This window comes from Arthrobacter koreensis, assembly GCF_035792275.1.
GTDB lineage: Bacteria > Actinomycetota > Actinomycetes > Actinomycetales > Micrococcaceae > Arthrobacter_B > Arthrobacter_B koreensis_A.
Genome location: NZ_JAMWKK010000015.1, coordinates 106731 through 121676 on the forward strand (window position 1 = coordinate 106731; position 14946 = coordinate 121676).

At 66.6% G+C, this 14946-nt stretch carries 15 protein-coding genes and 1 tRNA gene; 8 read left to right on the plus strand and 8 right to left on the minus strand.

All coding sequences use genetic code 11. The features are described from left to right. The 5 genes from NGB94_RS14595 (at position 1) to csrA (ending at position 5179) form a co-directional block, all read left to right on the plus strand. Positions 1 to 759 (plus strand): flagellar biosynthetic protein FliR, encoded by a 759-nt coding sequence (locus NGB94_RS14595; RefSeq protein WP_325791409.1) that lies wholly within the window; start codon positions 1 to 3, stop codon positions 757 to 759. Further along, positions 760 to 1893, plus strand: a complete 1134-nt coding sequence (locus NGB94_RS14600) for an EscU/YscU/HrcU family type III secretion system export apparatus switch protein (protein WP_325791410.1) — start codon at positions 760 to 762, stop codon at positions 1891 to 1893. Beyond that, a complete protein-coding gene (locus NGB94_RS14605) occupies positions 1890 to 3941 on the plus strand; it encodes a flagellar biosynthesis protein FlhA (protein ID WP_325791411.1) in 2052 nt (683 codons plus the stop codon). The genes NGB94_RS14600 and NGB94_RS14605 overlap by 4 nt, the downstream gene beginning before the upstream one ends. Continuing rightward, positions 3916 to 4869 (plus strand): hypothetical protein, encoded by a 954-nt coding sequence (locus NGB94_RS14610; RefSeq protein ID WP_325791412.1) that lies wholly within the window; start codon positions 3916 to 3918, stop codon positions 4867 to 4869. The genes NGB94_RS14605 and NGB94_RS14610 overlap by 26 nt, the downstream gene beginning before the upstream one ends. A gap of 64 nt (positions 4870 to 4933) precedes the next feature. Beyond that, positions 4934 to 5179, plus strand: a complete 246-nt coding sequence (gene csrA, locus NGB94_RS14615; protein WP_325791413.1) for a carbon storage regulator CsrA — start codon at positions 4934 to 4936, stop codon at positions 5177 to 5179. A gap of 215 nt (positions 5180 to 5394) precedes the next feature. Here the strand turns inward: csrA and NGB94_RS14620 are convergent, their stop codons facing one another. The 7 genes from NGB94_RS14620 to tmk form a co-directional block, all read right to left on the minus strand. Beyond that, complete coding sequence (locus tag NGB94_RS14620) at positions 5395 to 5742, minus strand: hypothetical protein (RefSeq protein WP_325791414.1); 348 nt, start codon at positions 5740 to 5742, stop codon at positions 5395 to 5397. Between the two features lie 234 nt (positions 5743 to 5976). Next, a complete protein-coding gene (locus tag NGB94_RS14625; RefSeq protein ID WP_325791416.1) occupies positions 5977 to 7434 on the minus strand; it encodes an aldehyde dehydrogenase family protein in 1458 nt (485 codons plus the stop codon). 80 nt (positions 7435 to 7514) lie between these two features. Then, positions 7515 to 7718, minus strand: a complete 204-nt coding sequence (locus tag NGB94_RS14630; RefSeq protein ID WP_325791417.1) for a hypothetical protein — start codon at positions 7716 to 7718, stop codon at positions 7515 to 7517. A gap of 94 nt (positions 7719 to 7812) precedes the next feature. Next, a tRNA-Thr gene (locus NGB94_RS14635) sits at positions 7813 to 7888 on the minus strand. 130 nt (positions 7889 to 8018) lie between these two features. Further along, entirely contained in the window at positions 8019 to 9587 is a 1569-nt protein-coding gene (locus NGB94_RS14640) for an alpha/beta hydrolase (protein ID WP_325791418.1), read from the minus strand. A gap of 53 nt (positions 9588 to 9640) precedes the next feature. Beyond that, the gene (locus tag NGB94_RS14645) at positions 9641 to 10783 is read right to left on the minus strand and encodes a DNA polymerase III subunit delta' (RefSeq protein ID WP_325791419.1); all 1143 of its coding nucleotides are present in this window, start codon (positions 10781 to 10783) and stop codon (positions 9641 to 9643) included. Then, on the minus strand, positions 10780 to 11415 hold the full coding sequence (gene tmk / locus NGB94_RS14650; protein ID WP_325791425.1) for a dTMP kinase: 636 nt from the start codon (positions 11413 to 11415) through the stop codon (positions 10780 to 10782). The genes NGB94_RS14645 and tmk overlap by 4 nt, the downstream gene beginning before the upstream one ends. A 198-nt stretch (positions 11416 to 11613) precedes the next feature. On the opposite strand from tmk, the gene NGB94_RS14655 reads away from it, so the two are divergent. Both NGB94_RS14655 and NGB94_RS14660 read left to right on the plus strand, forming a co-directional pair. Continuing rightward, positions 11614 to 12768, plus strand: coding sequence for an aminotransferase class I/II-fold pyridoxal phosphate-dependent enzyme (locus NGB94_RS14655; RefSeq protein WP_325791420.1), 1155 nt, complete (start codon positions 11614 to 11616; stop codon positions 12766 to 12768). Between the two features lie 9 nt (positions 12769 to 12777). Next, positions 12778 to 13101 (plus strand): DUF2516 family protein, encoded by a 324-nt coding sequence (locus NGB94_RS14660; protein WP_325791421.1) that lies wholly within the window; start codon positions 12778 to 12780, stop codon positions 13099 to 13101. Positions 13102 to 13108: 7 nt separating this feature from the next. On the opposite strand, the gene NGB94_RS14665 is transcribed toward NGB94_RS14660, so the two are convergent. Next, positions 13109 to 13885 (minus strand): class I SAM-dependent methyltransferase, encoded by a 777-nt coding sequence (locus NGB94_RS14665; RefSeq protein ID WP_325791426.1) that lies wholly within the window; start codon positions 13883 to 13885, stop codon positions 13109 to 13111. A 151-nt stretch (positions 13886 to 14036) separates the two neighbouring features. Here NGB94_RS14665 and NGB94_RS14670 point away from each other — a divergent pair, with 151 nt between their 5' ends. Continuing rightward, positions 14037 to 14786 (plus strand): phosphoglyceromutase, encoded by a 750-nt coding sequence (locus tag NGB94_RS14670; protein WP_325791422.1) that lies wholly within the window; start codon positions 14037 to 14039, stop codon positions 14784 to 14786. Positions 14787 to 14946 lie beyond the last annotated feature (160 nt).

A 14946-nucleotide genomic window follows, 5' to 3' on the forward strand; every position in this document is an offset into this window, starting at 1 on the left:
ATGTCCATCACCATCGACCAGGCCTGGCTGGAAGCGGTGATGCTGGCGGGCATACGGATGGTGGCGTTCCTGGTCATCGCCCCGCCGTTTTCATACAACGCATTTCCCGGCCGGGTAAAGGCCATGCTGGCCATCGGACTGGCCCTGGCCGTCGCCCCGCAGGTCTCCGAGGGATACTCCAGCCTGGGCACCGCTGAGTTCATCACCGGACTGGTCCTTGAATTCGTGGTGGGCGCGGTGCTGGGGTTCCTGGTGCTGCTGGTCTTTTCCGCAGTACAGTCCGCGGGCCAGCTGATCGACCTGTTCGGCGGGTTTTCACTGGCGCAGGGCTTCGATCCGCAGTCCATGGTCAACGGCGCCCAGTTCACCAGGCTCTTCCAGATCACCGCCCTTGCGCTGCTTTTCGCATCAGACGGTTACCAGATGATCATTTCCGGACTGGCACGCAGCTTTACCGCACTTCCGCTGGCCGGCGGAATCGACCTGGCTGATCCTGCGCAGGCCATGATCACCGGAGTCACGCAGATGTTCATCGCCGCCGTGCAGATCGCCGGGCCGCTGCTTGTGGTCCTGTTCCTCGCCGACGCCGGCCTGGGCCTGCTCACCCGTGTGGCCCCGGCGCTGAACGCCTTCGCCCTCGGCTTCCCGCTGAAGATCCTGCTGACGCTGACACTTGTGTCCGTAGTGTTCGTGGCACTGCCCCGTGTGGTCTCAGTGCTGGTGGACCAGATTGTGCGCATCCTGGCGGGGGTGGGATAAATGGCGGACCAGGATTCAGGAGAGCGGTCGGAAGCCGCCACACCGAAACGGATGAAGGAAGTCCGGGAAAAAGGCCAGCTTTCCCGGTCGGACGACCTCACCGCCTGGGTGGGCGTGGGCGCCGCGGCGGCCATGATGCCTACAACCATCAGCCGCGGATCGGACAAGGGCGCGGAAACCCTCATGCGCGTCGACGCGCTGGCAGCGGATCCCAGTCCTCAGGCCGCACTGCGGATGTTCCAGGACGGACTGGGCAGCCTGACCTACGTCCTGGGGCCGATGCTGGCCGTGGTGGTGGTCGCGGTCCTGGCCACTGCGGCGCTGCAGGGCGGTATCCACTTCAAGAAGTTCAAGGGCAAGTACGAACAGTTCGACGTGGTCAAGGGCATGAAGCGCGTGTTCGGCGGCCAGGCCATCTGGAACGGCGTTAAGGCCCTGCTGAAGACCGCAGTGGTGGGCCTTGTCCTCTACGTCGTGATCCAGAACCTGATGCCGGTCCTGATGACCGCCGGCGGCATGTCCATCACCGCGCTCGTGGCCGAGGCCGGAGGGGGAGTGGCAACCCTGCTGCAGTTCGCCGTGGCGGCGGGCCTCGCCCTCGCGGGAGCGGACATCCTCATGGTGATGCGGCGGAACCGCAAAAGGACACGCATGACCAAAAAAGAGGTCAAGGACGAGAACAAGAACACCGACGGCGATCCGCTGATCAAGTCCCAGCGGCGTTCCCGGCAGCTGGCCATGAGCCGGAACCGCATGATGGCCGCGGTGGGGGACTCCGACGTCGTGCTCCTGAACCCCACCCATGTGGCCGTCGCCCTGAAATATGAGCCGGGCAAATCGGCGCCGCGCCTCGTGGCGAAAGGCTCCGGGAACATCGCCGCCCGCATCCGCGAGGAAGCCGAAGCCAAGGGCGTGCCCATGGTGCGCGATATCCCGCTTGCCCGTGCCCTGCACTCGGCCTGCGAGCTGGGCCAGGAAATCCCGGTGGAACTCTACAACGCCGTGGCCCGCGTCCTGGCCTTCGTCATGGCCCTGAAGAACCGCGGCGCCGCCGCCGGGGTGCACACCATGGCCCCCGACCCCTCAGCTACCGTCCCTGCTCCCGCCCCACAACACCGTAAGGCAGCGCCGTGAACCGCAACCTCCTGAAGCTCACAATCCCAGTGGGCGTGATCGGAATTATCCTGCTGCTGGTGGTCCCCGTGCCCGCCGGCCTGCTGGACGTGCTGATCATCATCAACATCCTGCTGGCACTGGTGATCCTGCTGACCACCATGTTCGTGAAGAAGCCGCTGGATTTCTCCGTATTCCCGTCCATGCTGCTGGTCGCCACGCTGTTCCGGCTGGGCCTGAACGTTGCCTCCACCCGGCTGGTGCTGGGCGACGGGTACGCCGGCCAGGTGATCGAAGCGTTCGGGCACGTGGCTGTGGGCGGATCCCTGATTATCGGCGCGGTGATCTTCCTGATCCTGGTGGTGATCCAGTTCGTGGTGGTCACCAAGGGCGCCGAGCGTGTTGCCGAAGTCGGCGCACGCTTCACCCTGGATGCCATGCCCGGCAAGCAGATGGCGATCGACGCCGACCTCAACGCCGGCCTGATCACGGATATCCAGGCGCGTGAACGCCGGGCCGAAGTATCCGCCGAAGCCGACTTCTACGGCGCGATGGACGGCGCCTCCAAGTTCGTGAAGGGCGACGCGATCGCCGGCCTGATCATCATTATCATCAACGTGGTGGGCGGCATCGCGATCGGCATGCTGCAGCGCGGCATGTCCGCCGGCGAAGCCATCGACACCTACACGCTGCTGACGATCGGCGACGGCCTGGTCACCCAGATCCCGGCCCTGCTCATGGCGGTATCCACCGGCATGATCGTCACCCGGTCCAACGCCGAATCGGACATGGCCTCCACCGCCTCGGCCGAACTGAGCCAGTCACGGAACGCGCTGATGATCGCCGGTGCGGCCGCGATCGTGATGGCGCTGATCCCGGGCATGCCGAAGATCCCGTTCATCGTGATCGGTGCGCTGCTGATCTTCGCCAGCCAGCGGGTCAAGGCCCGCCAGGCCGCGGAGGAAGCCGCTGCGGCCGACCCGGTGTCGCAGCTGACCGCGGCGCCGGCTTCGGACACCACCGAGGACCTGATCGAACAGATGCGCGTCCATGCGCTGGAAGTCATGCTCTCCCCGGACCTGGTGGACATCGTGACCGGCGGCTCGGACGACCTGCTGGCCCGCGTCCGGTCGCTGCGCCGGAAGATCGCCCTGGAGCTCGGTGTCGTAGTTCCGCCGGTGCGCACCCGGGACAGCGTGGACCTGCCCGCGTCGACCTACGTCATCCGCATCGCCGGAGTGGAAGCGGGCCGCGGCGAAGCGCCCGCGGGCAAGGTCCTGGCCCTGGGCGACTTCCTCGACGGGCTGCCCGGCACGGCGACAGTTGAACCTGTCTTCGGGCTGTCCGGCAAATGGGTGCCCACCGAGATGCGCCACGCCGCGGAGATGGCCGGTGCCACGGTCATCGACCGGGTATCGGTGCTGGTCACCCACCTGTCCGCGATCATCACCGCGAACGCCGCTCGCCTGCTCACCAGGGAAGATGTCCGGGTGCTCACCGAAGGCGTCAAGCAGGTCAACCCCTCCGCCGTGGAGGAACTGGTGCCGAACGTGCTGTCCCTGGCCGAGGTGCAGCGAGTCCTGCAGGGCCTGCTGGCTGAGCAGATCCCCATCAACGACCTCCCCCGCATCTACGAGTCACTCCTGCTCAAGGCCAAGACGTCCGCGGACCCCGAGGGACTCATCGAAGCGGCAAGGCAGGCCCTGGGGCCGGCCCTCGCGGCCCAGTACGTGAACTCCGGTGTGCTGCGGGTCATCATGATCGACCCGTCCCTGGAACAGGCCATGCTGGAGAGCCTGCGTCCCTCGGACCAGGGAACGCAGATCCTGTTGGACCCCGCCCGCATCGAAAGCATCATAGGATCACTAAAGTCCACTGTGGCCACAGTGGAGAACGCCGGCCACACGGCGGTTCTGGTGTGCGCACCCGCCCTCCGGCCGGCTATCCGCCGGCTGGTCTCGGCGCAGACCAACGGACTGCCGGTGCTCTCCTACCAGGAGGCCACTGCCGCGAACGTGAACATTGAAACAGTAGGAGTGCTCCGTGGAACCGAGACGATTTCAGCTTGAGGGCCCGTCCCTTGACGCGCTGAAAGCGAAGGTCATGGCCGAGCACGGCCCGCGGGCCCGGATCATCGCGGCCGAGAAGGTCACGGTGGGCGGCATCGGCGGGTTCCTGGCCCGGCAGCACTATGAGGTCACAGTGGAGCTGCCGCCGCGGGGGCGGAGGGCCGCGCCGGTTGAAGCGGATCTGCCCAGCCGCGCCGGAATCGGTGCACTGCTGGCCAGGGCGGAGGAGGCCGAAGGCGGGTTCGGCGCGGCGGAACCGGTGCTGCCGGACGTCTCGACAGGCACAAACGCGTTCGCGGAACTGATGGCGGACCTGTCCCAGAACACCGGCGCGCCCACCCGGCCGGGGGACAGTGCGCCCGCCGTGGCGCCCGCAGTGTTCGCGCAGCTCTCTCCGGGCAGCGGCGCCGGAGCTCCGGTTCCCCGCCCGGAGGTGCCCGCGCCGCTCGCCGGCGCGGGAGACCTGGTGATCGTCGTGGGACTGGGCCAGGATGCCCTGCTGGTCTGCGAGTCAATGGCGGCGGCAGGCGGGTTCAGCGCCCAGGCCCTTCGTGCGGCCGGAGCCGTCGACGGGTCCGGAGTGGGACGGGCAGGAGACCGCCGGGCGGTCGCTACCGCCCGGGCCGCCGGGGTCCTTGCCGGACACCCCATCTTCCTCGCGTACGGCATCGGCCGCGGCGTCAGCGAAATAGCCCGGCACACCACCCTGATCGCTGCGCTCGCCCCGGACCAGCTCTGGGTTGCCGTGGACGCCGGGCGGAAGGCCGAGGACACCGCGGCCTGGGTCGGAGAGGTCCGCGCGGCGGCGGTTGTGGATGCTGTGGCCGTTGAAGGGCTTGAAGGGACGGCAACGCCGCAGACGGTGAATGCCCTGGGACTGCCGGTTGGCTGGCTCGACGGCGCGGCCTCCGGATCGGTGGTTCTGTGAGGTTTCGTGTGCGGGTCTTACGCCGAAACGAAATAGCCGGGTGTGCTTGCGATAGAGTGAATAAATGCTCGTGCTAACGCGGAAATCGGGAGAACAGATCCTGATAGGTGATGACATTGTCATTACCGTGCTCGATTCGCGGGGCGACGGCGTCAGAATTGGAATTGATGCCCCCCGCGGGGTCAAGATCCAGCGCAACGAAGTGGTCCGTGCCGTGGAAGAAGCCAATGTGGCTGCCGCGGCTGCCGGCCCTGAAGACGAAGAGCGCATTAAGACCCTGCTGGGCCTGCGCCGGCCCGAGGCCGAATAGCCGTTCCATTCTGCAGGCACCGGCGCCAGTGTTGGCGTGCCGCTAAAAATATGCCCTTAAATGCCCGACCCCGGCAACCATTGGGGTGGTAGCCGGGGCGGCGAGCCAAGCGCTTTCCACGGACGGGCGGTCAGCGCACCACATGCAACTGTGTGGCTCGATTAGTGCAGTAATTACTTGGGATACTGCGGTTTCTTCTTTGGGGGAAAATCTGTTCAGCTGCCGGAGCGGACCTTGGTCCCGAAGAGGCGGATGGTGCGGCGGGCCGGTGCTGCCATGCGGCCGCGGGAACCGGCAACGTGGCGCTCAGCCTGGCCCTTGTCAGCGCGGGTGCCGTAGTAGTCCTGAAGGACGCGGCGTTCGTGCGTGGAGCAGCGGACTCCGGGGTAGCGGTAGCCGCGGATTACCCAGTAACCGGTCTTATCGGAGGGGCGCTTGTCATTGGCCCATTCCGGAACCAGGCGGCGGCCGCATTCGGCGCAGAGGGCGGCAACGTGGGTGTCTCGCTGGGTATCGGTGTAGCGCTTGACCATAACATCGGTGCCTGCGTTCCATGCGTTCACGTGCTTACCCCCAATAAGTGTGTCTCCGCGGTCCAGGTGTCCCGCTTAGCCTGCTGTTTTGCTGATGGGTAAGACGATATAGCTGCTCCCCGAAACAAACGATCAAGTTGGACGCGCAGAATCCGCAATGTTTCCCCAAGAATTTTCTTGTGCCAATCTTGAGCTTCGGCAGTGTTCTTAAGGAACGCAAAAAGCGGCGGCCACCCGCAGGAAGCCGCCGCTCTTATGAGCCGGTTAGAACGGGTACGGTGCGATTTCCGGACGCATCGTGAGCCACTGGATTTCGGTGAAGGACTCCAGGTTGGCTGCTGCTCCGCCAACCCGGCCGCCATTGCCGGAGTCCTTCACGCCGCCGAAGGGGGCGTTGGACTCGTCATTGACGGTCTGCTCATTGATGTGGACCTTGCCGGACTCCACGCGGTCGGCAATCTCCATTGCCATTCCCACATCGCCGAGGATGGAGAGGGAGAGACCGTACTCGCTGTCATTGGCCAGTGCTACGGCCTCATCAACAGTGCTGAACTTCATCACCGGCGCCACTGGGCCGAAGATCTCCCGCGTCCAGGCCGGGTTGTCCGGCGACACGTCGGCCAGCACGGTGGGCCGGTAGAACAGGTCCTCGCTGGTCCCGCCGGCTGCCAGGCGTGCGCCGGCGGCTACGGCGTCCTGCACAATGCCGTCGATCTTTTTCAGCTGGTTTTCGTCGATAATCGGCCCCAAGGCCACCTGGCCGCCGGCCGGGTCGCCCACGGGCAGGTGGGCGGCCTTCTCCGCGAGGGCGTCGACGTACTGCTCGTAGATGTCCTCGTGCACAATGTGGCGCCCGGTTGTCATGCAGATCTGGCCCTGGTGCATAAAGGAGCCGAAGGCAGCGGCGGAGGCCGCCTTGGCCAGATCAGCTCCGGGAAGCACGATCATGGCGTTGTTCCCGCCGAGTTCCAGGTGTGCCCGCTTGAGCAGGCGCCCGGCCGATTCGGCGATCTTGCGGCCTGCACCGGTGGAACCGGTGAATGCGATGACCCGGACTTCCGGCGCCTCCACTACGGCGGCACCGATTTCCGCGGCTCCGGGGAGCAGGGACAGCAGCCCGGCGGGCAGCCCGGCTTCCTCGAAGACGCGCATCAGGGCGACGCCGCCGCACACCGCTGTGCGGGGGTCCGGCTTGAGCAGGACGGCGTTTCCTAGGGCCAGCGCCGGGGCAACGGCGCGGATGGAGAGGATCAGGGGGAAGTTGAACGGTGCGATCACCGATACGACGCCGGCGGGGCGGCGGCGGGAGAAGGACCAGCGCTGTTCGTTGGTGGCCAGCACCTCCCCGGCGGGGTGGGCGGGCAGGGCCGAGGCGTCGTAGCACTCGTTCGCCGCGCTGTGGATCTCAAGACCGGCCTTGGGCGGGATGCTGCCTGCCTCGCGGGTGATCCATCCGCCGAGTTCTTCGGCGTGCTCGTCCCACAGGGCACCGGCGCGCCGCAGCACGGCCGCGCGCTCCTCAGGCTTGCGGGCGGCCCATTCCTTCTGGGCTGCCGCTGCGGTTCGTGCAGCCACAAGAACGTCCTCCACGGAGGCAACGCCGTAGCTGCCGAGTTTGCTGCCGGTCGCCGGTTCAACGGCGTCAGCGGCACCTGCGCCGCCGTCGCGCCAGCCGTTGACGTAAATCTTGTCCGTCCAGATGGACGGGTCGAGCAAAGCCATGTGTGTTCCTAGCTTTCGGGATTGGGGGGGTCCCTCAAGTATCCCAGAGAAGAACCGGCCGCCCGGCGCATCGGGGCTTGTCAGCCGGCGCGTTTCGGGGACTTCCGGCGTGCCCCGTACGCCCGGTGCAGCACCCGTCCCAGTCCGATGAGCCCGAAGACGATCGGCATGACGGCGATGATGCCGGCCACCGGATCATTCACGAAGAACAGGATGCAGACGCCGAAGAAAATATGCAGGATGTAGCCGGCTGCCTGCGCGGCGCCGGGGTGCCTCCGGAGCACTCTGCGATAGATGGTGATGACTGCTCCCCGGAAGTCCTTGGCTCTGCTGCAGCGAAGCCCCCGGTACCAGTGCTGGTTCCGGGGGCTTCGATAGTGGAGCCTCCTGCCAGAATCGAACTGGCGACCTTCTCATTACGAGTGAGACGCTCTACCAACTGAGCTAAGGAGGCGGGCTTCCTCTAACCGGTCACCGGCCAGAATCCACAAGGAACTACTTTATACAAAGCGGGCAGCCCGGTCAAAAGCGGTGCTCCGGCGGGGAGGCCGGAGCATGCTGCCCCCGGCATTCCCGCCTTCCCGCTAGGAACAGACGAGGCCGTCTTCGGGCACCGTGCCGTCAATGAAGTAGTCATCCACGGCGTCAGCGATGCACTGGTTTCCGCGGCCGTAGGCGGTGTGCCCTTCGGCTTCCCAGGTCACCAGCACGGCGGAGTCCAGCTGGCCGGCAAGAGCCTGGGACCATTCGTAGGGAGTGGCCGGATCGCCGGTGGTGCCGACGACCACAATCGGATCTGCTCCCTCGGCAGTCAGGGGCCGGGGCTCATTCACCGGTTCGTAGGGCCAGGCCTCGCAGGTCACCCCGCCGTAGGCAAGGAAGCGTCCCAGCGTGGGGGAGGCTTCCTCGAGTTCGGCGGCGTCGGCAGCCATCTGCGCCGGATCAGTCTCCATCGGATAGTCCAGGCAGTTCACGGCGCTGAAGACTTCGTAGGAGTTCGACTCATAGCTGCCGTCCTCGTTCCGTTCAGCACCCAGGTCCGCCAGCATCAGCATGGTGCTGGGATCGCCGCGGAGTGCGGAGGAGAGGGCCTGGGTAAGGGCCGGCCAGTTGGCGTCGTTGTACAGCGGCAGGATGAACCCGCTCACAAAGGTGGACACGGTGACCAGGCGGCCGTCGGAGGCACTGAGCGGACTGGCTTCTACGGAGACGATGAGGTCCCGGATAGTCTGCACGCCGTCGTCCACGGAGCCCTGCAGCGGGCAGTTGGACGAACTTTGGCAGTCCGCGACGTAGGCGCGGATCGCCTTCTCGAAGGCCCGGGCCTGGCCGAGGGTGATTTCCTCGTTGCTTGCGGCCGGATCGAGTCCGCCGTCGAGCACCAGGCGGCCCACGTTGTCAGGGAACAGCTCAGCATAGGTGGCGCCCAGGAAGGTTCCGTAGGAGAAACCGAGGTAGTTCAGCTTCGGGTCCCCGGCCACGGCGCGCAGGATGTCCATGTCCCGGGCCGCGCTTTCGGTGTCCACAAAGCCCAGCAGCTCACCGGATGCGTCGGCGCAGGCGGCGGCGTACTCAGCGGCGCTTGCACGGGCCGCTTCCAGCCCGGCTTCCGTGGAAGGGTCCATGATCTCGGACCGGGCCTGATCCACTTCTTCGTCGCTGAGGCAGTCAACCGGGGTGGAACGGCCGACTCCGCGCGGGTCGAAGCCCAGGACGTTGAACTCGCTGCGCAGCCGGTCAGTAGTGATGCCTTCCAGGGAATCCCGCACCGTGGCGTAGCCCGACCCGCCCGGCCCGCCGGGGTTCACCAGGACGGTGCCCTGCGGATTCCCGCCGGCCTCGGCGAGAATAACGCTCAGCTCAATGCTGCGCTCTGCGGGGTTCTCATAGTCCAGCGGAACGTCCACCGTTGCGCACAGGAAATCGCCTTCGCATGATTCCCAGACCACTTCCTGGGTATAAAAATCCTCCAGCTCCGCGGGGACATTGCCGATGACTTCGGGCGCCGCGGTCTTCGTTCCCTCGGCGGGCCCTTCCGAACTCCCGGGAGTGCAGGCCACCAGGCCGGCGAGCACGACGGCGGCGGTTGAGGCCGCGGCAGCGCGGCGCATGGCGCGGGACAGGCCCCGGGGTCGGCGTCGTTCAAGGGTCATTTGCGGCGGCTCCTGGTCCGGGGTGCGTCGGTTGTAGTCGGGTTCGCGGTGCTTCACAAAAGGCTGACAGCCATGGCTTCGATGGCCAGCAGCGGTGCCACGTTGGTGGTCACCAGCCTCCGGCGCACCGCATTGATTTCCTCCATGCGCGCCAGGATGGCCTCCGGCGTGGTGCGCGCGGCAAAGGCCTCCAGCTCGGAGCGCAGCGGTTCGTTGACCAGGTCCGTGCCGGAATCCAGCGCGAGCACCAGGGCATCACGGTAGAAGGAAAGCAGATCGGTCAGGGCGCGGTCGAAATAGTCATTTTTGGACCGCTTTGCCCGCCGCAGCTGGTCCTCTTCCAGCCGCTTCACCTGGCTGCGCATCGACGGCGGCAGGGTTCCCGACTCCGGGGCTCCCAGCGAAGCCAGCAGCGCAGCCTTTTCCTCGGCGTCGCGCGCCTCGAAGGAACTGGCGGCCTCGGCCTCGGCCAGCGCCACCAGGTCAGCGGCAGCTTTCATGGCACCGGAAACACTGCGCAGGGACAGCGGCAGCCGGACGATCTTCTCCCGCCTCTGCCGCGCCCCTTCATCCGTGGCCAGCCGTTTGGCAACGCCCACATGGCTTTGTGCCGAGCGGGCAGCTTCCTGAGCGACGTCCGGATCGATCCCGTCCCGGCGCACCAGCAGGTCGGCAACGTCCTGGACGGGCGGCAGCCGCAGGCCCACGGGCCGGCAGCGTGAACGAATGGTGACCAGGACGTCGCCCGGGCTGGGCGCGCAGAGCAGCCAGATGGTGCGCGGGGGCGGTTCCTCGATCGCCTTGAGCAGCACGTTGGTGCTGCGCTCCTGCATGCGGTCGGCATCTTCAACGATCAGGACGCGCCAGCGGCCGGTGGACGGTTTGTCCTGGGCCTTCTTCACCAGCTCGCGGGCTTCCTCGATGCTGATGGTGACCTTCTCCGTGGTCACGGAGGAGACATCTGCATGCGAGCCTGCCATCGCGGTTCGGCAGGAGTGGCACACGCCGCAGCCGCGCAGGTCCGGATCCGGCTCCTCGCAGAGCAGGGCAGCGGCGAAGGCGCGGGCGGCGTTGGACCGGCCGGAACCGGGAGGGCCGGTGAACAGCCAGGCATGGGTGGGGCGCTCCTGTGCTGCGGCGCGGCGCAGCTGTTCGACTACGGGCGCCTGGCCCTGAAGGTCGTCCCAGACACTCACGGCAGCAGTTCCCCAACCCGGGCCAGGATCTTTTGTGCCAGTTCGGGCACCGGTGCCGCGGCGTCAAGGACCAGGTACCGGTCCGGGGAGCCCTGCGCCAGGGTGAGGAACGCAGCGCGGATGCTGCCGTGGAAGCTGTCCGGTTCGGACTCCAGCCGGTCCTCGGCAGCGTCGCTGGCGGTGCGGCGGCTGCGGCCGGCCTCCGGATCGACATCCAGCAGGACGGTCAGGTCCGGTACCAGCCCGCCGGTGGCCCATTCGTTGACGGAGCGCACCTCCCCGGTGCCCAGGTTCCGTCCGGCGCCCTGGTAGGCAACGGAGGAATCGATGTAGCGGTCACAGACCACGACGTCGCCGCGCTCCAGGGCGGGCCGGATCACCTGGTCCACGTGGGCTGCGCGGGATGCGGCGAATATCAGGGCCTCGGTGCGCGCATCGATCTGCCCGTGCCCGTGTTCCAGGACCAGGGAGCGCAGCTTTTCGCCCACGGGTGTTCCGCCCGGTTCGCGGGTGCGGACCACCGTGCGTCCGGCGTCCTGCAGGGTCTGGGTGAGCAGCGCCGCCTGGGTCGACTTGCCCGCGCCGTCGCCGCCTTCGAAAGCGATGAAAAGGCCGGTACGGGGTTCAGAAATACTCACCCGCCTAGCCTACCCAGTCATGCTGGGAAACTGCTGCGGCTCCGGCCCGCTGCCCGCGGCGAGCATTTCCAGGATCCTGCCCAGCGGCGCCGCACGTTCATCCGCTCTGGCACGAATGATCGGTGAAGGAACATGACAGCGGTGCCGGTGCCATAACAGCGCCGGACGTCCGCGCCGTCTAGGCTAAAACCCATGAGCACAGCAACCGGGCACGGACAGGCCGCAGCACAGCTGTCGGTGGAAACTACAGTCGTCTTCGCGGGGCGTCCCGAACGCGCGGCGGATTCGGCCGTCAACCCGCCAATCGTCCTGACTTCAACCTTCCACGGCACACGGGAAACCCGCGACGGCGACCGCGTCTATGGGCGGTATTCCAACCCCACCTGGGATCCGTTTGAGGAAGCCCTCGGCACGCTCGAGAATGCCCAGCTTCCGGCACTGGTCTACTCCTCCGGGCTCGCAGCGGTGATCGCTGCCATGTCTTTGATCCCGGCCGGCGGCACGCTGGTCATGCCCCGGCACAGTTACCAGGGGTCGCTCCTGCTCGCGGCAGGGGATGCCCGCGACGGCCGCATCAGCGTGCGCACCGTGGACATTGCCAATACCGAAGAGGTCATTGCCGCGCTCGACGGCGCTGACATGCTTTGGCTGGAGAGCCCCACCAACCCCATGCTGGAGGTTGCCGAGCTCGCCGTGCTGGCCGACGCCGCGCATCAGGCCGGCGCGCTGGTGGTCGTGGACAACACGTTCTCCACCCCGCTGGTGACCAGGCCGCTGGACCTTGGTGCCGACGTCGTGGTCCATTCGGTGACCAAGTACCTATCCGGGCACTCGGACGTCATCCTCGGTGCCACCGTCACCTCCAACCCGGACCTGCGTGCCCGGCTCCTTACCTACCGTTCCCTGCACGGTGCGGTCGGCGGTCCGTTCGAGGTGTGGCTGGCCCTGCGCGGCCTGCGCACCTTGGCCCTGCGCGTGCAGCGGTCAATGGAATCAGCGATGGAACTGGCATGCCGGCTGGCGTCGCATCCCGGTGTCGAAGCGGTCCGTTACCCCGGCCTGCCGCAGGACCCGGGCCACGCCCGTGCCACTGCGCAGATGGACGGTTTCGGATCGATCGTCTGCATAGAGGTTGCCGGCGGTGCCGAAGCGGCTGACACAGTCACGGAGAAGGTTGGCCTCTGGCTGCCGGCCACCTCGCTGGGCGGCGTCGAATCGCTGATCGAACGGCGCCGCCGCCAGCCCTCCGAGCCGGTCTCCGTTCCGGAGAACCTGCTGCGGCTCTCCGTGGGAATCGAAAACGTGGAGGATCTCTGGAACGACCTCGACGGCGCGCTTCCACGGTAGGGTGGTCCAGTGGCACTTGTTGAATTGTTGCGGGACCTCATCTACCTGGCGCTGGGCATCGTGGCGCTGGTCATCGAGCTATGGGCCTTTGCCGACTGCGCCCGGCGGAAGCCGGCCGAGTTCGAGCGTGCCTACAAGCGCACCAAGGGATTCTGGCTGGGCCTGACCGGCGGTGCTGCCGCCGTCGGGCTGCTGTCGGTACTGCTCTTCGGTCCGCTGGCGCTGCTCCTGTTTGAACTGGCCGCAGTCGTAGCCGCCTCCGTCTACCTTGCGGACGTTCGTCCGGCACTCAACGAGTCCAAGGGACGCGGCGGAGCCTACGGTTCCTGGTAGCCCCCGGCTAGCCTGCTGAAGGCGCGACGGCGTCCCACGCCACCGTGATTTCCCCCAGCCGCCACCGGCCGGGCCCGGTCAGCAGCGGCCAGCCGTCGGTGCGCAGCGTCCGGCACATCGCGATCCAGCGCTGCCGGTTGCCATAGGACGCCATCGGCGCGGCTTCGGTCCACGCCTTGTCCATCGCCTGCAGGAAAGCGTGCACCCGCTCCCCGGGAATGTTCCGGTGGATCAGCGCCTTGGGAAGCCGCTCGGCGACGTCGGACGGCAGGTCGAAGGCACCGAAGCGCAGGGAGATGCTCAACGACACCGGACCGCCGGCTTCCAGCACCACCCAGGTGGACCGGCGGCCAATTTCATCGCACGTCCCGTCGATAAAGATGCCGCCCTCCGCCAGGCGGCTGCACACCATCTCCCAGTGGGCGGAGTATTCGTCCTCGCCGTACTGGCGCAGCACGTTGAAGGCCCGCACCATGACCGGACGCCGCCCGCCAAGCGGAAGCTCGAACCCTCCCTGGACGAAGCTGAGGCCCTTGCGCTCTAGGGGTTTGGCAGCGCGGACCCGTTCGGGGTCGATCTCAATGCCAACCACGCTGACGTCCTCGCGCACCCCGCTGATCCGCGTGTGCAGTTCTACTGCCGTGACCGGCGCCGCCCCGTAGCCCAGGTCTATGACCAACGGATCCTCGGCCCGGCGCAGCCGCCAGCCTTCAGGCCCTGAAAGCCACCGGTCTACCCGGCGCAGCCTATTGGGGTTTGTAGTGCCACGGGTCACATTTCCCACGGGTTTTGAGGGGATTTTCACCAAACAATGTTACCGGCCGGCGTCGTGTGCTCCGAACCGGATCCCACCTGCCGGTGAATGGGCCCCCGCAAGGCGCCTTGGTTACGGCCCGCCCTGACATGTGCCCGTGCTCTGCGGCTACGATGCTTTTATGACCTACAAAGTGATCCTTCTGCGCCACGGGCAGAGTGAATGGAATGAAAAGAACCTCTTCACCGGCTGGGTGGATGTGGATCTCACGGACCTGGGCCGGGCCGAAGCGCTCCGCGGCGGAGAGCTGCTGGTGGAGAACAACATCCTCCCGGACATTCTCTACACGTCGCGGCTGCAGCGGGCCATCAACACCGCGAACATCGCTCTCGGTGCTGCAGACCGCATCTGGATTGACGTCAAGCGCAGCTGGCGCCTGAACGAACGCCACTACGGCGCACTCCAGGGCAAGGACAAGGCCCAGACGCTGGCCGAGTACGGCGAGGAACAGTTCATGCTCTGGCGCCGCTCCTATGACACTCCGCCGCCGCCCCTGCCGGACGACAGCGACTTCTCCCAGGCGCACGACCCGCGCTACGCGGACCTCAGCGAGGACGAAAAGCCGCGCACCGAGTGCCTGAAGGACGTCCTGGAGCGCTTCCTGCCGTACTGGGAGAACGAGATCACCAAGGACATCAAGTCCGGCAAGACCGTGATGATCGCGGCCCACGGCAACTCGCTGCGTGCGCTGGTCAAGCACCTGGACGGGATTTCCGACGCCGACATCGCGGCAGTGAACATTCCCACCGGCATTCCGCTGGTCTATGAACTCGACGAAAACCTCAAGCCGGTCAAGGCCGGCGGTACCTACCTGGACCCGGAAGCCGCTGCGGCCTCCATCCAGGCTGTTGCCAACCAGGGCAAGAAGTAGCCGAATCGACATAACAGAAACTGCCCGTATGAGGCTGGCGGGTTCTAGCGGTCGTTGCAACACCTGAGAATTTCGGGAGTTGCAACGACCGTGTCTGTTTCATCAGGAAAGCAGTCCCGTCCGCGGCATAGCGCGGAGCAGAGAGCAGCGTTCTTCGTGG

Excerpts from the sequence above, each read along its gene's own strand:
- NGB94_RS14595 (WP_325791409.1), top strand. The coding sequence starts at position 1 with ATGTCCATCACCATCGACCAGGCCTGGCTGGAAGCGGTGATGCTGGCG.
- NGB94_RS14600 (WP_325791410.1), top strand. The coding sequence starts at position 760 with ATGGCGGACCAGGATTCAGGAGAGCGGTCGGAAGCCGCCACACCGAAA.
- csrA (WP_325791413.1), top strand. The coding sequence starts at position 4,934 with ATGCTCGTGCTAACGCGGAAATCGGGAGAACAGATCCTGATAGGTGAT.
- NGB94_RS14625 (WP_325791416.1), bottom strand. The coding sequence starts at position 7,434 with ATGGCTTTGCTCGACCCGTCCATCTGGACGGACAAGATTTACGTCAAC.
- NGB94_RS14640 (WP_325791418.1), bottom strand. The coding sequence starts at position 9,587 with ATGACCCTTGAACGACGCCGACCCCGGGGCCTGTCCCGCGCCATGCGC.
- NGB94_RS14655 (WP_325791420.1), top strand. The coding sequence starts at position 11,614 with ATGAGCACAGCAACCGGGCACGGACAGGCCGCAGCACAGCTGTCGGTG.
- NGB94_RS14670 (WP_325791422.1), top strand. The coding sequence starts at position 14,037 with ATGACCTACAAAGTGATCCTTCTGCGCCACGGGCAGAGTGAATGGAAT.